This is a genomic window from Mammaliicoccus sciuri (assembly GCF_002901825.1).
GTDB lineage: Bacteria > Bacillota > Bacilli > Staphylococcales > Staphylococcaceae > Mammaliicoccus > Mammaliicoccus sciuri.
This window is the reverse complement of sequence record NZ_PPQD01000018.1, coordinates 34088-54141: the sequence shown is the minus strand read 5'-3', so window position 1 is coordinate 54141 and position 20054 is coordinate 34088. Positions and strand designations below refer to the sequence as shown.

Genomic DNA, 20054 nt, shown 5'->3' with positions numbered 1-20054 from the left:
TCAATTTGCTTCATTTTTTTATGGAAATCAAGTAATATAAATGTAAGGGTTTTCAATTTGGGGTGATGGGTCATGAAAAGAGTTCAGATATTAATGGTGATTATTGGCTGTATATTTTTACTCGTAGGTTTAATCGCAAATCAGCAGATAGGTATTACTTTTTTAATCATTGGTTTAGCGATGGTATTATTGGGCGTTATTAAAGAGCCTTCAAGTAAAACATAAAAAGTTCAAGTTTAAAAACTTGATACGCCCGGCTATTCCATGTAATATGAAATAGATACAAAACGTATGATATGTCTTTTGGCATATCATTATTTTTATGTGCTTATAAACTAAGAAAGGATGATCTGCTGTGAGCTTTGCTTCAGAAATGAAAAATGAATTAACAAGAATTGAAGTAGATGATTGTTGCGCCAAGGCAGAACTTTCAGCTTTGATTAGAATGAATGGTAATTTAAGCATATCTAATCAGCAATTTGTTATAAATGTACAAACTGAAAATGCAGCGATAGCACGTCGAATATTTTCATTAATAAAAAAATGCTTCGGTGTTGAAGTTGAATTATTAGTGAGAAAGAAAATGAAACTTAAGAAAAATAATATATATATTAGTCGAATAAAAGTAAAAGCTAAAGAAATATTAGATGAACTTGGTATTTTACAAGATGGCATGTTTAAACATGAAATAGATAAAGATATTTTACAAAAAGATTGTTGTAAAAGAAGTTATTTAAGAGGTGCATTTCTAGCAGGAGGTTCTGTTAATAACCCAGAAACTTCTTCATATCATCTTGAAGTCTTTTCATTATATGAAGAACATTCAGCAGATTTAACCGCACTCATGAATCAATATGAATTAAATGCTAAATTATTAGAGCGCAAAAAAGGTTTTATCAGTTATTTGAAAGAAGCTGAAAAAATTTCCGATTTCTTAAGTTTGATTGGTGGCTATCAAGCGTTATTGAAGTTTGAAGATGTGAGAATTATTCGAGATATGAGAAATTCAGTAAATCGATTAGTCAATTGTGAGACGGCTAACTTGAACAAAACAGTGAGCGCCGCCATGAAACAAGTTGAGAGCATTCAGCTCATCGATAAAGAAATTGGTATTGATAACTTGCCAGATCGCTTAAGAGAAGTTGCAAGACTTAGAATAGATAATCAAGATGTTTCAATTAAAGAATTAGGTGAAATGGTAAGCACAGGTAAAATTTCTAAATCAGGTATTAATCATAGATTACGTAAATTAAATGAAATGGCTGATAAAATTAGAAACGGCGAGACAATTCAACAATAAAAGAAGCACCTGGGACAATTCCTGTCTCAGGTGCTTCTATTTTTATGAATTATTTAATATCTTCTGGATGCATAACATCATCGATTAAACCGTATTCTTTAGCTTCTTCAGCTGTTAAGAAGTTATCACGATCTGTGTCTTTTTCAATTTTTTCAATTGGTTGTCCAGTTCTTTCAGATAATATTTTATTTAATTTCTCACGTGTACGTAAAATATGACGAGCTGCAATTTCAATTTCAGTAGCTTGTCCTTGTGCACCGCCAAGTGGTTGGTGAATCATAACTTCACTATTTGGTAATGCATAACGTTTACCTTTAGCACCAGCTGCTAGTAAGAATGAACCCATAGATGCTGCCATACCGATACAAATAGTTTGAACATCAGGTTTGATGTGTTGAATTGTATCGTAAATAGCAAATCCTGCTGTTACACTACCACCTGGAGAGTTGATATATAAGTAAATATCTTTCTCAGAATCTTGAGCTTGTAAGAATAGTAATTGTGAAACGATTGAGTTTGCTACATTGTCATCGATAGCTGACCCTAACATAATAATGCGGTCTTTCAATAAACGTGAATAAATATCATAAGCGCGTTCTCCGCGATTTGTTGTTTCAATAACTGTTGGTATTAAATTCATCAGTTAATCCTCCTTTGAATATCTTAATGACCATATCATACACTACAAAGTCAAACATGGTCAAAAAATATGACCTACTGATGAATATTATAACTTAAATAGCTGATTTATACACTGGGAATTTGTGATATGAGTTGTCAATGTTAGCATAAATGATATAATAGTTTCCGTAATCAACGAGCTGTGTGCAGTGAATTTGTGTGACTTCTATATTAAAATAGTCACATCTTTTTCTGATGAAATACTCCCTTTGAGTTGTATTCATATTGCTTCACTCCTTAATGGTTGATAATTCTATTATATCGACAATATATTAAGTAGATATAAAGTATTTATTAAGACTTATCTCTCCGTAGTGTAACGGATAACACGCAAGATTCCGGTTCTTGAAATGGGCGTTCGATTCGTCTCGGGGAGGCTTTATTATGTAAAGGGTGATTTGGATGGCAATTAAATTTTATGTTGGGACAAATTGTGGTTTATGTGAAGATGCTAAGATTCAAATTGAATTTTTTAAAGAATCGTACGATTATGAAATAAAAATAGATACTATTAATATTGAAGAAGATGATACATTACTTGAAAAATATATGTTAAGGATACCTGTTGTTGAATACGATGGGCAAGTTTTACAAGAAGGGAATATCGATTTCATCACATTGACAGAGGCATATAATCAAATGAAATAATAGGAAACGCTTTTAACTTGCATTCTATATATAAGGGGTGTATTATAAAACTGTAAACAGATATTATTTTTTTGACCCGCATGGGACAAAAAACGTCTAACCCAGGTTAGAAATTGCCCATCTGTTAATCTTTGAGGAGGCGACTTGTTTATGGAAGATTTACTAAAAGTACAACATAGACTAGTTCCTGATTTGATTGACAAGATGTATCGACGCTTTAATATTTTATCGACAATCGAGAAGAAGCAGCCTATAGGTCGAAGAACGTTGAGTGATGTTATGAATGTCACTGAACGGGTATTGAGAACTGAAATAGAAATTTTAAAACAACAAGATTTAATCAGCGTTCGGTCAACTGGTATGAAATTGACTGAAACAGGCGAGCAAACGCTTGATTCTTTATCACATTATTTAACACTTTATTCTAGTTTTAATCATATCGAAGAAGAAATTTTCAATCGATATGGTGTCAAAGCTCATATAGTGAGAGGTAATTCGGATTTAGATGAGATGGTTAAAGCAGAAATGGGTAATGTTACAGCTGAATTACTAGAACAGTCATTATACGATCATGCTTCTGTATCAGTAACTGGTGGTTCAACAATGGCAAGAGTAAGTGAGTCATTACATCCATTAGATAAAGACATTTTGTTCACGCCAGCGCGTGGTGGTTTGGGTGAAAACGTTGTGTTTCAAGCAAATACAATTTGTGCAAGTATGGCAAATCGTACAGGTGGGTCATATAAAGTCTTGTATGTTCCAGACCAAGTGAGTGAAAGTTCATACGAAACTTTGCTGAAAGAACCTGCAGTAATTGAGGTGCTAGATGCAATACGTCGTTCAGATTTTATTATTCACGGTATTGGTGATGCGCTGAAGATGGCGGAAAGAAGGAAGACTTCTGAAGCAGTATTAAGTCAATTGAAACATCATCATGCTGTCGGTGAAGCTTTTGGTTATTATTTTAATGACAAAGGTGAGGTCGTACATCGTGTTAAGACAATCGGTTTGCAACTAGAAGACTTAACAACAAAGACAAACATTTTTGCAGTAGCAGGTGGGACATCTAAAGCAGAAGCGATAAAAGCTTATCTTGAGATTGCGCCTAAGAATACAATTCTTATTACCGACGAAGGTGCTGCAAAAGCAATAATCAATTTGGAATAAAAGGTTATTTAACCTTTTTGAAATAAAAAATTAAAAGGAGGCCATCATAATGGCAACTAAAGTAGCAATTAATGGTTTTGGTAGAATAGGTCGTTTAGCATTTAGAAGATTACAAGAAGTTGAAAATATCGAAGTAGTAGCAATCAACGATTTAACAGATGACGCAATGTTAGCTCATTTATTAAAATATGATTCAACACAAGGTCGTTTCAAAGACGAAGTAGAAGTTATCGAAGGCGGATTCCGCGTAAACGGTAGAGAAATCAAAACTTTCGAAAATCCTAATCCTAAAGAATTACCATGGGGCGATTTAGATATCGATGTAGTATTAGAATGTACTGGTTTCTTCGCTGACAAAGACAAAGCTTCAGCTCACATCGAAGCAGGTGCTAAAAAAGTATTAATTTCAGCTCCAGCATCAGGTGACTTAAAAACTATCGTTTATAACGTTAACCATGACGAATTAGACGGATCTGAAGAAATCGTTTCAGGTGCATCTTGTACAACTAACTGTTTAGCTCCAATGGCTAAAGTATTAAATGATGAATTCGGTATCGTTGAAGGTTTAATGATGACAATTCACGCTTACACTGGTGACCAAAATACTTTAGATGCTCCACATGCTAAAGGTGACTTCCGTCGTGCTCGTGCAGCTGCTCAAAACATCGTGCCTAACTCAACTGGTGCTGCTAAAGCAATCGGTTTAGTAATTCCAGAATTAAAAGGTAAATTAGATGGATCAGCTCAACGTGTTCCAGTAGCAACTGGTTCAGTAACAGAATTAACAGCTGTATTGGACAAAGAAGTTTCAGTTGAAGAAATCAATGCAGCAATGAAAAATGCTACAAATGATTCATTCGGTTACACTGAAGACGAAATCGTATCTTCTGATATCATTGGTATCACTTACGGTTCATTATTTGATGCAACTCAAACTCGTGTTATGACAGTTGGAGATCGCCAATTAGTTAAAACTGTATCTTGGTATGACAATGAAATGTCTTACACTTCACAATTAGTTCGTACTTTAGAATATTTAGCAGCTCAAGCTAACAAATAATTTAAATAATTGAACTAAATAGGTTATGCTTATGAGTAAGCGGGGAGCACAACGCTTCTCCGCTTATTTTTAATCGTAAAGTATTTTCTATTATCTAGAGGAGGAAGACAAGTCATGGCAAAGAAGAATGTTAAAGACGTAGAATTAAAAGGTAAAAAAGTACTTGTAAGAGCAGATTTTAATGTACCAATGAAAGATGGTGCAATTACAAACGATAACAGAATCGTTCAAGCGCTTCCTACAATAAAATACATTATCGAGCAAGGCGGTAAAGTTATTTTATTCTCACATTTAGGTAAAGTGAAAACTGAAGAAGATAAACAAGGATTGTCACTTAAACCAGTAGCAGAACGCTTAAGTGAATTATTAAATAAAGAAGTAACATTTGTACCAGAAACTCGTGGTGAAGCGTTAGAAAGCGCAATCGACGGATTATCTGAAGGCGATGTATTAGTATTTGAAAATACTCGTTTTGAAGATATTGATGGTAAGAAAGAATCTAAAAATGATCCTGAATTAGGTAAATACTGGGCTTCATTAGGTGATGTATTTATCAATGATGCATTCGGTACAGCTCACCGTGAACATGCGTCTAACGTAGGTATTGCATCTAATATTGAAACAGCATCAGGTTTCTTAATGGATAAAGAAATCAAATTTATCGGCGGCGTTGTAAGTGAACCTGAACGTCCGTTAGTAGCAATTTTAGGTGGCGCGAAAGTGTCTGATAAAATTGGTGTTATCGAAAACTTATTAACAATTGCTGATAAAGTTATCATCGGTGGAGGAATGGCATATACATTCTTCAAAGCACAAGGTAAAGAAATCGGCTTATCACTTCTTGAAGAAGACAAAGTAGATTTTGCTAAAGATTTACTTGAACGTGCTGGCGATAAAATTATTTTGCCGGTTGATTGTAAAGTAGCTAAAGAATTTTCAAATGATGCTGAAATTACAGTTGTTTCTGCAGATGAAATTCCTACTGATCAAGAAGCAATGGATATCGGTCCTAAATCAGTTGAAGTATTTAGTGAAGCTCTACAAGGTTCAAATACAGTTGTTTGGAATGGTCCAATGGGCGTATTCGAATTTAGTAACTTTGCACAAGGTACAATTGGCGTATGTAAAGCAATCGCTAACTTAAAAGATGCTACAACAATTATCGGTGGTGGAGATTCAGCTGCAGCAGCGATGGACTTAGGATTTGCTGATGATTTTACACACATTTCTACAGGTGGCGGAGCTTCTCTAGAATATCTAGAAGGTAAAGCATTACCAGGTATTGAAGCAATTTCTGAAAAATAATCATAAAAGGAGTTTATATATCATGAGAAAACCAATTATCGCAGGTAACTGGAAAATGAATAAAACAGTTCAAGAAGCAAAAGACTTTGTTAATGAACTTCCAGCATTACCAGATACTAATGAGGTAGATTCAGTAATTTGTGCACCAACTTTACAATTAGATGCACTTGTTAACTTAACTAAAGAAGGCGTAGCACAAGGCTTACAAATTGGTGCGCAAAATGCATACTTTGAAGATAATGGTGCTTTCACTGGTGAAACATCTCCAGCAGCACTTGAAGATTTAGGTGTTAAGTATGTCGTTTTAGGACATTCTGAACGTCGTGAATACTTCCACGAAACTGACGAAGATGTTAATAAAAAAGCATTAGCTGTATTTTCTCATAATATGACACCAATTATTTGTGTTGGTGAAACATTAGAAGAAAGAGAAGCAGGTAAAGCTGAATCAGTAGTAGGTGGTCAAGTTGAAGCAGCACTTAAAGGCTTCACAGAAGATCAAGTTAAAGCGACAGTAATCGCTTATGAACCTATCTGGGCAATTGGTACTGGTAAATCTTCTACTTCTGAAGATGCTAACCAAATGTGTGCACACGTACGTAACGTTGTTGCAGGTGCTTTCTCTCAAGAAGCTGCTGATGCTTTACGTGTACAATACGGTGGTAGTGTTAAACCAGAAAATATTAAAGAATATATGGCTCAATCAGATATCGATGGCGCATTAGTTGGCGGCGCTTCATTAAAAGTTGATTCATTCGTAGCATTATTAGAAGGTGCTAAATAATGGCTAAACAACCAACAGCACTTATCATTCTTGATGGTTTTGCTAATCGTGAAGAAGAGCATGGTAATGCGGTAAAACAAGCCAACAAACCAAATTTTGATAGATATTACAACAAATATCCACATAACGAATTATCAGCATGTGGTTTAGATGTAGGTCTACCAGAAGGTCAAATGGGTAACTCTGAAGTAGGTCACTTAAACATTGGTGCAGGAAGAATTGTTTATCAAAGTTTAACTAGAATCAATAAATCAATTGAAGATGGCGATTTCTTTGAAATTGACGCACTTAAACAAGCAATGGATCACGTTGTAAAAAATGATTCAACGCTACATTTAATGGGACTTCTATCAGATGGTGGTGTTCACAGTCACTACAAACATCTATTTGCATTATTAGAATTAGCCAAAAAACAAGGTGTTAAAAAAGTTTATGTTCACGGATTCTTAGACGGACGTGACGTTGATCAAAAATCAGCACTTAAATATATTGAAGAAACTGAAAATAAATTTAAAGAGCTAGGTATTGGTCAATTCGCTTCTATTTCTGGTCGTTATTACGCTATGGATAGAGATAAACGTTGGGATCGTGAAGAGAAAGCTTATGATGCAATGTCTAATGGCGTTGGACCTGTATATGCAACTGCAGTTGAAGGTGTAGAAGCTAATTATCAAGAAGGTCTAACAGATGAATTTGTTGTTCCATTTATCGTTAAAGACGAAGAAAAAGGTGTGGAAAACACTGGCGTAAATAGCCATGACGCTATGATATTCTTTAACTTCCGTCCAGATAGAGCAGCACAACTTAGCCAAGTATATACAAATGAAAAATTCGAAGGTTTTGAAATTAAACGTAAACTTGATGATTTATTCTTTGTTACTTTTACAAACTATAGTGATGATGTTATTGCCGAAGTTGCTTTTAAACCAGTTGATATTAAAAATACAATCGGTGAAGTAGCTGAGAAAAATAATTTAAATCAATTAAGAATTGCTGAAACAGAAAAATTCCCTCATGTTACTTATTTCATGAGTGGTGGTAATCATGCAGAGTTTAAAGGTGAAAGAAGAGTATTAATCGATTCACCAAAAGTCGCAACATACGACTTGAAACCTGAAATGAGTGCATATGAAGTAAAAGATGCTTTAATCAGTGAGTTAGATAAAGGTGATTTAGATTTAATTATCTTAAACTTTGCGAACCCTGATATGGTTGGTCATAGTGGTATGCTTGAACCAACAATTAAAGCAATTGAAGCAGTTGATGAATGTTTAGGTGAAGTTGTTGATAAAATTTTATCAATGAATGGTACAGCTATCATTACAGCAGACCATGGTAACTCTGATGAAGTATTAACAGATAACGAATCACCTATGACAACTCATACAACAAACCCAGTTCCTGTTATTGTGACAAAAGAAGGGGTAGAAGTAAGAAGTGGAGGTCGCTTAGCAGACTTAGCACCAACACTTATAGATTTACTTGGAGTAGAAAAACCAGAAGATATGACTGGTGAATCATTAATTAAATAATAAATTATAAATTTATAAAGGAGTTTTAATTATGCCAATTATTACAGATATTTATGCACGCGAAGTATTAGACTCTCGTGGTAATCCAACAGTAGAAGTAGAAGTATTAACTGAAAGCGGTGCTTTTGGTAGAGCTTTAGTACCATCAGGTGCTTCAACAGGTGAATATGAAGCAGTAGAATTACGTGACGGAGACAAAGATCGTTACTTAGGTAAAGGTGTTCTTAAAGCTGTAGAAAACGTTAACGAAATCATTGCACCTGAAATCATTGAAGGTGAATTTTCAGTATTAGAACAAGTTTCTATCGACAAATTAATGATCGCTTTAGACGGTACACCAAACAAAGCTAAATTAGGTGCTAATGCTATCTTAGGTGTTTCTATCGCAGTAGCTCGTGCTGCAGCTGACTTCTTAGGTCAACCATTATACAAATATCTTGGTGGATTCAACGGTGTTCAATTACCAGTACCAATGATGAACATTGTTAACGGTGGTTCTCACTCAGATGCACCAATCGCATTCCAAGAGTTCATGATTTTACCAGTAGGTGCTGAATCATTCAAAGAAGCTTTACGTTGGGGAGCAGAAATCTTCCATAACTTAGCTAAAATCTTAAAATCTCGTGGTTTAGTAACTGCAGTAGGTGACGAAGGTGGTTTCGCTCCTAAATTTGAAGGTACTGAAGACGGTGTTGAAACAATTTTAGAAGCAATCAAAGCAGTTGGTTTAGAACCAGGTAAAGATGTATTCTTAGGATTCGACTGTGCAGCATCAGAATTCTACGAAAATGGCGTATACGACTATGCTAAATTCGAAGGTGAAAATGGTGCTAAACGTTCTTCTGAAGAACAAGTAGACTTCCTTGAAGAATTAGTAAACAAATACCCAATCATCACTATCGAAGATGGTATGGATGAAAATGACTGGGACGGCTGGAAACTTCTTACTGACCGTATCGGCGACCGCGTACAATTAGTAGGTGATGATTTATTCGTAACAAACACTGAAAAATTATCTGAAGGTATCGAAAAAGGTATCGGTAACTCAATCTTAATTAAAGTTAACCAAATTGGTACTTTAACAGAAACATTCGAAGCAATCGAAATGGCTCAAAAAGCTGGTTACACTGCAGTTGTATCACACCGTTCAGGTGAAACAGAAGATACTACAATCTCTGATATCGCAGTTGCAACTAATGCTGGCCAAATCAAAACAGGTTCATTATCAAGAACTGACCGTATTGCTAAATACAACCAATTATTACGTATCGAAGACGAATTATTCGAAACAGGTAAATTCGAAGGAATCAAAGCTTTCTATAACTTATCAAAATAATTGAGCATATAAATAAAATGGTTCACATAAAGCCCAAAAGATGTCGTCACATCTTTTGGGCTTTTTATAGTTGTAATAGAAATTTTGGTAGGTAAGGCAGGTTAGAGTTTGATAGAGAAAATGGATAGAGGAAGGTTGGAGCGGTCGGAGCAGTTGGGGGAGTATCAGAGTATCGGGAGATGTGAGTTAAAAATGGAGTAAACCCACAAGATTGGTTAAGATATGAGTTAAAGAAGTAGTAAACACACATCATTTCAAAATTTAAAATGATTATATAGGAATGAGCACTTTTGATTACTTAAAAATCATCCAAATCGTAGCTTAACTATCGAATAAAGCCAAGAGATGGCCCAAGTCTTGGCTTAACGTCTGAATAAAGCCAATAGATCCTACTCTACACAATTTAATCCACACACTATATACCTCCCATCTCCCTCCCATCTCCCTCCCATCTCCCACATAACCAAATAAATTCTTTAACGCTTTAAATCAATAATATTTTATCATTTCATTCTATTTGAAAATGTTCTATAATAGAGGCAATGAATTTTATAGGAGGATCATAATGACGATTAATTTAAAAAGTGCAAAATCACCTTGGTCTAGTTTAGATGGTGTGGATCAATTAACTCTTCATCCTATTAAAAAAGCATTCAATAAAGAAGTCATGATTCCAGGTAGTAAGAGTGTGACGAATCGTGCTTTTATTTTGGCTGGTTTTAGTAAGGGTACTTCTAAATTATCTGGATACTTAAAGAGTGATGACACATACTGGTGTATAGAAACAATAAAAAAACTAGGTGCCACTGTTGAAGCTGTAGGTGATGAACTTCATATTACGGGTATTAATCGTTCAGAGTTACCTGAGAAACAACAAGTATTTATTGGTTCTGCTGGTACAACGGCTCGATTCTTACCAGGTATTTTAGGTACTCAAGAGAAAAGTGAAATCACAATTACTTCAACTGAACAACTTGCTGGTAGACCTCATAAGACTTTACACGATGCGTTAAAACAATTAGGTGTTAAACTAACGTATCTTGAAAAGGAAGGTCAGTTACCTGTGACAATCAAAGGTGCACCAGAAACGGGCGGAAAAGTTTCAATTGCTGGTAATCAATCAAGTCAATTTATAAGTGGTTTATTAATGGCGGCACCTTTATTTAACAAACCAACTGAAATTGAACTTACGACTAAGATTGTTCAAAGCGCCTATGTGGATATTACAATTGAAATGATGAAACAATTTGGCATACATGTAGATGTATCAGATGATTATACACATATGAAAGTAGAACAAGGTGAGTATGAAGCGGCTACTCTACCATTAGAAGCTGACTTATCAACAGCATGCTATTTCATGGCATTAGCAGCACTTAATAAGTCTACGATTAAAATTAATCATTTAAATATGGAAAGTTATCAACCTGATTTAGAAGTTGTCGATATTCTTGAAAAAATGGGTGCAACTGTTGAAAAAGGTACTGATTATGTTGTGATTTCTGGTCCTGAACAATTAAAAGGGAACTTAACAATTGATATGAATGCTTGCTCAGACCAAGCTTTAACAATTGGTAGTTTAGCTGTATTTGCTGATGGTCCAATTACAATTACAGGTGTAGAACATATACGTCATCATGAATGTAATCGTGTAACTGCATTAACAGAAAGTTTAACAAAATTAGGTATTGAAGTTACTGAACATCAAGATGGTTGGACTATCACACCGGGTGATGTAAAGGCAGCAACATTAGATACTTATGATGATCACCGTGTTGCAATGTCATTAAGTCTAATGGGTACTAAAGTTGATGGGATTAAATTATTAGATCCTTCATGTGTATCAAAGACTTGCCCAACATATTTTGAAATGTTAGCATCGTTAGGTATATCGGTTGAGTATCATTAACGAAAACTTGAGTGCATATTGTAAATATGCTATAATGCTACTGTTATAATAGACAGGAGGACCGAGTCCATGCATACATTTTTAATCGTCTTATTAATCATCGTTTGTATTGCATTGATTACCGTCGTATTACTTCAAGAAGGTAAGAGTACTGGTTTATCTGGTGCAATTAGTGGCGGAGCAGAACAATTATTTGGAAAACAAAAACAACGTGGAATAGATTTAATTTTACACAGAGTTACAATTATTTTAGCAATTTTATTTTTCTTATTAATGTTAGCAATTACTTACTTCAAAATGTAGTGGTCCGACTGTATTGTCGGACTTTTTTATTTATATACAAGTAAAAAAACGATACAATAGAACTAGATTATGTTAAAGGATGGTCATTCATGAGAATTCAATTACCTAAACCTTTCTTTTTTGAAGAAGGAAAAAGAGCAGTATTACTTTTACATGGATTTACAGGTAATTCATCAGATGTTAGACAATTAGGACGTTACTTACAGAAAAAAGGGTATACATCATATGCTCCGCATTATGAAGGTCATGGTAGACCACCAGAAGAGATATTGGAATCAAGTCCATATGTATGGTTTAAAGACTGTTTAGATGCATATGATTTTTTAGAAGAAAAAGGATATACTGAAATAGCAGTAGCTGGATTATCATTAGGTGGCGTCTTTAGTTTAAAATTAAGTTTAAACAGAGATGTAAAAGGTATTGTAACTATGTGCTCACCTATGTATATAAAAACTGAAGGCACGATGTTTGAAGGTGTATTAGATTATGCTAGAGAATTTAAAAAGTATGAAGGCAAAACACCTGAACAAATTGAAGAAGAAATGAAACATTTTCATCCTACGAATACTTTGAAAGATTTACAAGAAACAATTCAAGGTGTGAGAAATCAAGTAGACGAAGTATTTGATCCATTGTTTGTTGTACAAGGTAAACTAGATGAAATGATTAACCCTGATTCAGCTAATATTATTTATAATGAATCATCTTCTGATGACAAAAATATTAAATGGTATGAAAAATCTGGTCATGTTATAACAATCGGACAAGAAAAAGAACAAGTATTTGAAGACGTATATCAATTCTTAGAATCATTAGATTGGTCCGAGTAACACACATAATATAAACGAGAAAGGAGGCCCACTATGAATCTAAGAGAAGAAGTTGAAGAAATCATCAATGATAAAGAATACAGTCCTATGACAGTAAGTGAATTTCAAGATGTAATGGGACTTAGTAATGCTGATTCATTTAAAGAATTAATTAAAGTTCTAGTTGATTTAGAACAGACGGGTCAACTAGAAAGAACAAAAACGGATAGATATAAGAAGAAAAGTAACAAATCAGACCTTGTAAAAGGTACTTTGAGTCAGCACAAAAAAGGATTTGCCTTTTTAAGACCTGAAGATGACACAATAGAAGACATCTTTATCCCACCTAATCAGATTAATAAAGCGATGGATGGCGATGAAGTATTAGTAGAAGTTGTGCCATCTCGTGGAGATCATAAAGGTAAGATTGAAGGTAGAGTTAAAGCAATTACGACACGTAATATTACGCAAGTCGTTGGTACTTATACAGAAGCGAAACATTTCGGTTTCGTATTACCAGATGACAAACGTATTACACAAGATATCTTTATTCCTAAAGGTAAAAATCTTGGTGCAATTGAAGGTCACAAAGTACTAGTAGAAATTACAGAATATGCTGATGGTACGCATAATCCAGAAGGTCATGTTAAAGCGATTCTAGGTCATAAGAATGATCCAGGTGTCGATATTTTATCTATCATATATCAACATGGTATTAATATTGAATTTCCTGATAATGTTATTCAAGAAGCTGAAAATGTACCAGATCAAATTAGTCCAGACGAAATTAAAGGTAGAAGAGATTTAAGAGACGAACTTACAATCACGATAGATGGTGCAGATGCGAAAGATTTAGATGATGCTGTCTCTGTAAAAGCTTTAGACAATGGTTTAACAGAACTTACAGTTAGCATTGCTGATGTCAGCTACTATGTAACAGAAAATAGTGAGTTAGACAAAGAAGCATATGACAGAGCAACAAGTGTATATCTTGTCGATAGAGTAATCCCTATGATTCCGCATAGATTAAGTAATGGTATTTGTTCATTAAACCCTCATGAAGATAGATTAACATTGAGTTGTAGAATGGAAATAGACCAACAAGGTGAAGTCATCAGACATGATATCTTTGAAAGTGTTATTCACTCAGATTATAGAATGACATATTCAGATGTAAATGCCATTATTGAAAATGACGATCAAGAAATTCGTGAAAAGTATTCAGAAATTACACCAATGCTTGATTTAGCACAACAACTATCAAAACAATTAATCGCTAAACGTAAAAGACGTGGGGAAATTGATTTTGATATTAAAGAAGCACAAGTATTGGTAGATGAAGATGGTATACCTACAGACATTAAAGTGAGAGAAAGAAATGATGCAGAGCGATTAATCGAAAGCTTTATGTTATCTGCTAACGAAACAATTGCTGAACACTTTAGTAAACTCGAAGTGCCATTTATCTATCGTGTCCATGAGAATCCAAAAGCAGAAAGATTAAACCAATTCTTTGAATTTATTTCAAACTTTGGACTTGCTGTTAAAGGTTCAAGTGAAGACATACACCCTGCAACATTACAGAAAATTGTAGAAGAAGTTGCTGGACAGAAAGAAGAAATGGTTATTTCTACTTTAATGTTAAGAAGTATGCAACAAGCTAGATATAGCGAAGATAATTTAGGTCACTTTGGTTTGTCAGCAGATTACTATACACATTTCACATCGCCAATTAGAAGATATCCTGACTTGATCGTGCATAGATTAATTCGTAAATATTTAATTGAAAAATCTATGAACAGTAAACAAATTAGACATTGGGAAGAAATGTTGCCAGATATCGCTGACCATACTTCTAAACGTGAGCGTAGAGCAATTGACGCTGAACGAGATACAGATGACTTGAAGAAGTCAGAGTATATGATTCAACACGTTGGAGAAGTGTTTACAGGTATTATCAGTTCAGTAGCGAACTTTGGTATGTTTGTAGAGCTAGAGAACACAATTGAAGGTATGGTTCATATCTCTAACTTAACAGATGACTACTACAACTTTGATGAGCGTAATATGGCAATTATAGGTGAGCGCCAAGCTAAAGTATTTAGAATTGGTGACAAAGTCGAAGTTAAAGTAATTAATGTTAACGTTGATGAGCGTATGATTGATTTTCAAATTGTTGGTATGCCAATAGCTGAAAAGAATAGAGAACGTTTAGCAAGAGAAAAAACAATCAAAGCTAAAAAACGTGGTACAGCTAAAGAACAAGATAAACCTAATAAGCATAAAAAAGGTAGAGCTAAAGGTAAACAAGGCGGCAATCAAGGTAAACAAGGTAAGAAAGATAAAAAGCCTTATTACAAAGCAAAAGCTGTGAAAAACAAAGCAAGACGAAAGAAAAAATAGAAAGTAGGTGATGGATGTGCCAAAAGTTCAAAATAAACCATTAGCACAAAATCGTAAAGCAAGCCATGATTACACAATAGAAGATACGGTTGAAGCGGGTATTGTACTTCAAGGTACTGAAATCAAATCCATTCGCCGAGGTAGTGCAAACTTAAAAGATTCATATGCGCGTGTATTTAATGGAGAAATGTATGTATATAACATGCATATCGCGCCATATGAAGAAGGTAACCGATTTAATCATGATCCATTGAGAAACCGTAAATTACTTTTAAAAAGAAAAGAAATCGATAAACTCTTTGGTATTACAAGAGAAAAAGGGTATGCATTAATCCCACTTAAACTCTACATTAAAAACGGTTACTGCAAAGTTCTTTTAGGAGTAGCTAAAGGTAAACGTGACTATGATAAGCGACATGCATTAAAAGCAAAAGAAGCAAAACGTGACGTTGAAAGAGCAATGAAACAACGATATTAAGCAATTTGTATTGAAAAATCAATCAAAAATTGTTAAGATTAAATATACTTCTGTTAAAAGGAGTATATTTCTTATTGAGGGGACGTTACGGATTCGACAGGGGTCCCCGAGCTTATGAAGCGTGTCGGAGGGTTGTCTTCGTCATCAACACAACAGTTATAATAACTGGCAAACAAGATAATTTAGCAGTAGCTGCGTAATAGCACTCTGCATCACCTAACCGCATCGCCTATGTGCCGTTAACGTGATTCAACTTAAGTAGGATACGCTCGTCACTGCCGTTTGAAGTCTGACGAAAAGAGATTAATCAAGCTAGCATTGTCTTTGGGTGTCAGTCCCCTGAGACAACGCGAAACCTTAACGACTAGACTACACACGTAGAAACATTTGTATCAGGATCTCTGGACGCGGGTTCAACTCCCGCCGTCTCCATATTTCACCCCATATATGACGGGGTTTGACCTAACAGGTGTCAAAAAAGGTGTCAAGAGAATAATTCTCTTACTTTTTGACCCTGTTTTTTTATATTCATCAAGTAAATGTGAGAAAGTATCAAGTATTTGTGAAATTGTTTCATGTCCCAATCCCTTACTAATATATTCAACAGGCCGCAGCTAAAAAGAAACCAGGTTTAAACGCAACAGCATTACCATCATCAAATAATATATTAGCAGGTCAATATATCAACTTCTTCTCAGTAACTAAAAAAGATGGCTACTGGTGGGCAGAGTTTGAATACCCAACCAATACTAAGGCTGGTTTTCTTTATTGTACATTAGGATCTATTACACACAAAGATGAGAGGTTAGAAAAAGAAACAAAATTATGGTTTAACTTGAAGACTACAAGCCAGAAATAGGTGTGATATAATTTTATAAGAGAAGCATTTTTTGCTTCTCTTAATTTTATTTAAAGGAGCAAAATTAAGTGAAAACTAAAATATTCAGTTTTATATTTGTTATTTTATTATCGTCTTCAACGTTATTTGAAGTAAATGCAGCAGAAATTCCTGTGCAAAATAATGATAATAGTAATTTAAGTACTAGATTTTATGTAGATACATATGCGAGTGGAACATCAAAAACTAAAAACCAAGCTATAGGTTACATAAATTCTTTAGAGGGTAAAGGTTGGGATTTTGATGGATACTATGGATGGCAATGTTTTGATTTAGTAAACTATTATTGGAACTATTTATATGGTCATGGTTTAAAAGGCGCTTATGCAAAGGACATACCATTTGAAAATAATTTTAATGGTGAGGCAACTGTATATAAAAATACACCAAGTTTTATTGCACAGCCAGGTGACTTAGCAGTTTTTAATAGTAATTATGGTCAAGGAGCAGGTCATACTTCAATTGTGACGAATGGTAATATTGATGGTAATTTGTTGAAGTTCCAAAGCTTAGATCAAAATTGGTATGGTGGAGGATTAAACAAAACCGAAGTAGCCCAAAGAGTCAATCATAACTATGATACAGAAATGTGGTTTATAAGACCGACGTTTAATAATAATTCGACAAGTGGTTGGCAACAAAACCAATATGGTACTTGGTTTAAATCAGAGTCAGCAACATTTACATCTAACACTTTAATTATTAAGAGGTATGATGGTCCTTTTAGAAGTATGCCACAGGCTGGAAGTATTACTTCAGGTCAATCTGTAAAATATGATGAAGTATGTTTACAAGATGGACATGTTTGGGTAGGTTATACAGATAGTAAAGGCAAACGTACTTATATCCCAATACGTACATGGAATGGAGTAAATCCACCAAATCACGGAGTTGGTTCGTTATGGGGTACAATAAAATAATTTATTATGGTTTAACTTGAAGACTACAAGTAAAAAGTAGTATTATAGATTTACTCTATTTAGTTTAACCACTAGGTAGTTCATACACACAAACTCCACTTCTTTTACGCAGAGTGGGGTTATTTTTTGTTATAGTATTCATAGCAACCTTTTGGTTACAAATGAAATAGTATAAAACCCTATCTGGTCGTAAACTAGCTAGGGTTATCTATATGAAAGTAATAAATTATTTCATAAAAGAAATTTTCCGAAATTAAAGTTATAAAAAAAGTTAATAGGGTATCTACTTATTATATCTTTTAATTGGGAGTGGTGTTATGAGCCAAATTTTGATTGCTTTAAAGGGAAATAATTATTTTTTAGCTAATGAGGACTTAACTGAATTATATGATAAAGTAAAAAACATAAAAAATTCTAAGGAGAAAGCTGTATTAGTATTTGGGAGATTTGTAAACAGTGATGAACAAAATTATGATAATGGTAGTCATACAACAGCACTTCTGATGGTGGATAAAATAATAGGATGGAGAACTTTAGATTAATATAAGTCATTCTGTTATTAAATTATGAATCATTCTGAAATTAACTAATTATTTTTGTTTATTAGATGAAGAAGTGGGTATTTATAACTTGTATCTATAATATATACAAGTATAGTTGAAGGGACCAATTTTATGAAAGAAATTAACTATCAAGATTTAAGTGATGATTTATTGTATGTTTCTACATTATTAAATCAAAAATTAAATGGAGACTTCAATAATGATGTAGAAATAGCGATATTAGAAGATTGCATTACTAAATTAAAAAGCACTATTATACAAAGTCCTGATTTTAAAAGAAAAGTGTGATTGAGTATGTTAAACTAACTTTAGACATATTAAACACATATGATTGCGAGCCTGCTTATATAAATAAGTAGGTTTTTAATTTCAATAAATAATTTTAATGATACAATAATTATAGTTTGAATCTATTATCTCCGTTTTAGATTTAAACTCATATTTAAAAATCCTTTGCACCTCACAAATAAGTGGGGTGTTATTTTAAAAAATGCAAGGTTGGTGTGCTTATGAAATTAGGTAAATATAAAATTGATTCTGTTTGGTCAAGTATTATAGGTGGATTTTTTGTTGTATCAGTATTCTTTCCATTTATGTGGGTTTCTATTTTAGTTTTACTTGTTTTTGCGATTAAGAAAGATAATGAATGATTAATTTATCATTAAACTTATATTATATTTGAAATTCAAGTTGCAAGCGAAATTACCCTTTGTAACACCTTGTGATATATCTGTACTCAATAACACTTTCTTACCATTCTTTGACACCTCTAACTTATTAATCTCACATTCAATCGTTTTATAATACCCATCTTCACAATACTTAATTGTAGCTGGTGCATCATAAAATAATTTTTGTGCGAACACATCGTTCAAATCACGTAAAGCTAATTTATCGAACACAGGCTTATCTACTTTGTTTTGGTCTTCGATAAAACCGTTAATCGTTTTATATTGTTGTGACATCGTCGCGAATGACACCCACTTAATCATCTTAAGTCATTCTGGGATATTACTATTCAAATACTTTTTAGGTATCTTACGATAATCCGTTTCATACTTATAAGGCTCTGGCATACTATGAGTAATGATTTTCAATTTAAACATCTTACGTATAATTAGTAATTTTATTATTCGAACAAAGATACTTTTTTTGTAAAGTTGATTTATTCGCTCAAGTGTCAAACGCATATTAATTTAGTTATGATTAGTGATATTTCTATACAAAGTTAAATTCTTATAAACGTTAAACTTACAACATTTTACTACCATTTACATACACTAAAAAAGGATGCCGTCTGCATTATATAGCCTATAACCCTTGTGGTTATGGGCTTTTTATTTTTCACTTCCTAGTTACGCCCCAACATATAAAAATACACCCAAGATCACATTAGATTTTAGAGTGTAACAATTATAAATATTTTACTATTTCTTTTCGTGTACTAGGGTACAATGGAAATTTTAGTGAAGAATAGAAGGTTCAGCTCAAGCTTCATATGAAAGTTCTAAAGGAGTTCAAAATGGAGAAGCAGACAAAGACCAACTAGCAGAAAGGTATCAATCATGGGTTAATATTGGTTTAATGACTTAAGAAGAATTAGTGAATTAACCAACCAACCTCCCACTACGTGAGGTTTTCTTATAAGGAGGAATAATGATAGCAAGGAAAAATTTCTATAAATGTTAGAATTTTGAGTGATATATATAATGATTTGTGATACTAATCACAATTGTTTATTCTTATGTATAATGGGGTATATTTTAAACTAATATAATTTTATAGAAAACATGAGGAGATAACAGTGAAAAATAAAATTAAAAACACATTCGATAAATTAGTTAAAAACGGTCAACTTGAAAAAGGATTACACAAAGCAAACGATATGTATAAAAAGAAAAGTGGAAAAGACTATTCGAAGTATATAGACAAAGGCATGGATAAATTAAAGAAATAAT

22 protein-coding genes, 1 other RNA gene and 2 pseudogenes are annotated in these 20054 nt (G+C 33.6%); 22 read left to right on the top strand and 3 right to left on the bottom strand.

Annotated elements, in window-relative coordinates:
• The first annotated feature begins 72 nt into the window (after positions 1–72).
• Both CD035_RS13910 and whiA read left to right on the top strand, forming a co-directional pair.
• Complete coding sequence (locus CD035_RS13910) at positions 73–225, top strand: hypothetical protein (RefSeq protein WP_167401696.1); 153 nt, start codon at positions 73–75, stop codon at positions 223–225.
• A gap of 130 nt (positions 226–355) precedes the next feature.
• Positions 356–1300: a DNA-binding protein WhiA gene (whiA, locus tag CD035_RS04745; RefSeq protein WP_048539905.1), complete on the top strand. Its 945-nt coding sequence runs from the start codon at positions 356–358 to the stop codon at positions 1298–1300.
• 49 nt (positions 1301–1349) lie between these two features.
• On the opposite strand, the gene clpP is transcribed toward whiA, so the two are convergent.
• Positions 1350–1940, bottom strand: coding sequence for an ATP-dependent Clp endopeptidase proteolytic subunit ClpP (clpP, locus tag CD035_RS04740; RefSeq protein WP_025904542.1), 591 nt, complete (start codon positions 1938–1940; stop codon positions 1350–1352).
• Positions 1941–2383: 443 nt separating this feature from the next.
• On the opposite strand from clpP, the gene CD035_RS04735 reads away from it, so the two are divergent.
• The 13 genes from CD035_RS04735 (at position 2384) to ssrA (ending at position 16150) form a co-directional block, all read left to right on the top strand.
• The gene (locus tag CD035_RS04735; protein WP_048539904.1) at positions 2384–2629 is read left to right on the top strand and encodes a glutaredoxin family protein; all 246 of its coding nucleotides are present in this window, start codon (positions 2384–2386) and stop codon (positions 2627–2629) included.
• A 150-nt stretch (positions 2630–2779) separates the two neighbouring features.
• Positions 2780–3796, top strand: coding sequence for a sugar-binding transcriptional regulator (locus CD035_RS04730; RefSeq protein WP_048539903.1), 1017 nt, complete (start codon positions 2780–2782; stop codon positions 3794–3796).
• A 49-nt stretch (positions 3797–3845) separates the two neighbouring features.
• Positions 3846–4856 carry a type I glyceraldehyde-3-phosphate dehydrogenase gene (gap, locus tag CD035_RS04725; RefSeq protein WP_025904545.1) on the top strand — a complete coding sequence of 337 codons (1011 nt, stop codon included), beginning with the start codon at positions 3846–3848 and terminating at the stop codon, positions 4854–4856.
• A 114-nt stretch (positions 4857–4970) separates the two neighbouring features.
• A complete protein-coding gene (locus CD035_RS04720) occupies positions 4971–6161 on the top strand; it encodes a phosphoglycerate kinase (protein ID WP_048539902.1) in 1191 nt (396 codons plus the stop codon).
• Between the two features lie 22 nt (positions 6162–6183).
• Positions 6184–6945, top strand: a complete 762-nt coding sequence (gene tpiA / locus CD035_RS04715) for a triose-phosphate isomerase (protein WP_025904547.1) — start codon at positions 6184–6186, stop codon at positions 6943–6945.
• Positions 6945–8477 (top strand): 2,3-bisphosphoglycerate-independent phosphoglycerate mutase, encoded by a 1533-nt coding sequence (gene gpmI, locus CD035_RS04710; RefSeq protein ID WP_048539901.1) that lies wholly within the window; start codon positions 6945–6947, stop codon positions 8475–8477. Before tpiA ends, gpmI begins: the two co-directional genes overlap by 1 nt.
• A gap of 31 nt (positions 8478–8508) precedes the next feature.
• Positions 8509–9813 (top strand): surface-displayed alpha-enolase, encoded by a 1305-nt coding sequence (eno, locus tag CD035_RS04705; RefSeq protein ID WP_025904549.1) that lies wholly within the window; start codon positions 8509–8511, stop codon positions 9811–9813.
• Between the two features lie 565 nt (positions 9814–10378).
• Positions 10379–11722, top strand: coding sequence for a 3-phosphoshikimate 1-carboxyvinyltransferase (gene aroA / locus CD035_RS04700; protein ID WP_048539900.1), 1344 nt, complete (start codon positions 10379–10381; stop codon positions 11720–11722).
• Positions 11723–11791: 69 nt separating this feature from the next.
• Positions 11792–12025 (top strand): preprotein translocase subunit SecG, encoded by a 234-nt coding sequence (secG, locus tag CD035_RS04695; protein ID WP_025906376.1) that lies wholly within the window; start codon positions 11792–11794, stop codon positions 12023–12025.
• 89 nt (positions 12026–12114) lie between these two features.
• Positions 12115–12855: an alpha/beta hydrolase gene (locus tag CD035_RS04690; RefSeq protein WP_048539899.1), complete on the top strand. Its 741-nt coding sequence runs from the start codon at positions 12115–12117 to the stop codon at positions 12853–12855.
• 33 nt (positions 12856–12888) lie between these two features.
• On the top strand, positions 12889–15237 hold the full coding sequence (gene rnr / locus CD035_RS04685) for a ribonuclease R (RefSeq protein WP_048539898.1): 2349 nt from the start codon (positions 12889–12891) through the stop codon (positions 15235–15237).
• 16 nt (positions 15238–15253) lie between these two features.
• Positions 15254–15715, top strand: coding sequence for an SsrA-binding protein SmpB (smpB, locus tag CD035_RS04680; protein WP_229412515.1), 462 nt, complete (start codon positions 15254–15256; stop codon positions 15713–15715).
• Positions 15716–15793: 78 nt separating this feature from the next.
• Positions 15794–16150: a transfer-messenger RNA gene (gene ssrA / locus CD035_RS04675) on the top strand.
• Positions 16151–16199: 49 nt separating this feature from the next.
• Here the strand turns inward: ssrA and CD035_RS14125 are convergent.
• Positions 16200–16323: pseudogene (locus tag CD035_RS14125) on the bottom strand (site-specific integrase); the annotation flags it as partial.
• Between CD035_RS14125 and CD035_RS14280 the strand changes: the two are divergent.
• The 6 genes and pseudogenes from CD035_RS14280 to CD035_RS13900 all read left to right on the top strand — a co-directional run bounded on the left by CD035_RS14280 (position 16314) and on the right by CD035_RS13900 (position 18746).
• Positions 16314–16574, top strand: a complete 261-nt coding sequence (locus tag CD035_RS14280; protein ID WP_443874743.1) for a hypothetical protein — start codon at positions 16314–16316, stop codon at positions 16572–16574. The pseudogene CD035_RS14125 and the gene CD035_RS14280 sit on opposite strands and share 10 nt — an antisense overlap.
• A 257-nt stretch (positions 16575–16831) precedes the next feature.
• A pseudogene (locus tag CD035_RS14120) lies at positions 16832–17218 on the top strand (CHAP domain-containing protein); the annotation flags it as partial.
• Positions 17201–17533, top strand: coding sequence for an SH3 domain-containing protein (locus tag CD035_RS14115; protein WP_269668962.1), 333 nt, complete (start codon positions 17201–17203; stop codon positions 17531–17533). The pseudogene CD035_RS14120 and the gene CD035_RS14115, both read left to right, overlap by 18 nt.
• 317 nt (positions 17534–17850) lie before the next feature.
• Entirely contained in the window at positions 17851–18075 is a 225-nt protein-coding gene (locus CD035_RS04660; protein WP_048539896.1) for a hypothetical protein, read from the top strand.
• A gap of 132 nt (positions 18076–18207) precedes the next feature.
• Positions 18208–18384 (top strand): hypothetical protein, encoded by a 177-nt coding sequence (locus tag CD035_RS13905; protein ID WP_153653758.1) that lies wholly within the window; start codon positions 18208–18210, stop codon positions 18382–18384.
• A 221-nt stretch (positions 18385–18605) separates the two neighbouring features.
• Positions 18606–18746: a hypothetical protein gene (locus tag CD035_RS13900; RefSeq protein ID WP_167401695.1), complete on the top strand. Its 141-nt coding sequence runs from the start codon at positions 18606–18608 to the stop codon at positions 18744–18746.
• Here the strand turns inward: CD035_RS13900 and CD035_RS04655 are convergent, their stop codons facing one another.
• Positions 18747–19061: a YolD-like family protein gene (locus CD035_RS04655; protein ID WP_053076866.1), complete on the bottom strand. Its 315-nt coding sequence runs from the start codon at positions 19059–19061 to the stop codon at positions 18747–18749.
• An 839-nt stretch (positions 19062–19900) separates the two neighbouring features.
• Here CD035_RS04655 and CD035_RS13815 point away from each other — a divergent pair.
• Complete coding sequence (locus CD035_RS13815) at positions 19901–20053, top strand: Rv0909 family putative TA system antitoxin (RefSeq protein ID WP_075577747.1); 153 nt, start codon at positions 19901–19903, stop codon at positions 20051–20053.
• The last annotated feature ends 1 nt before the right edge of the window (position 20054 follow it).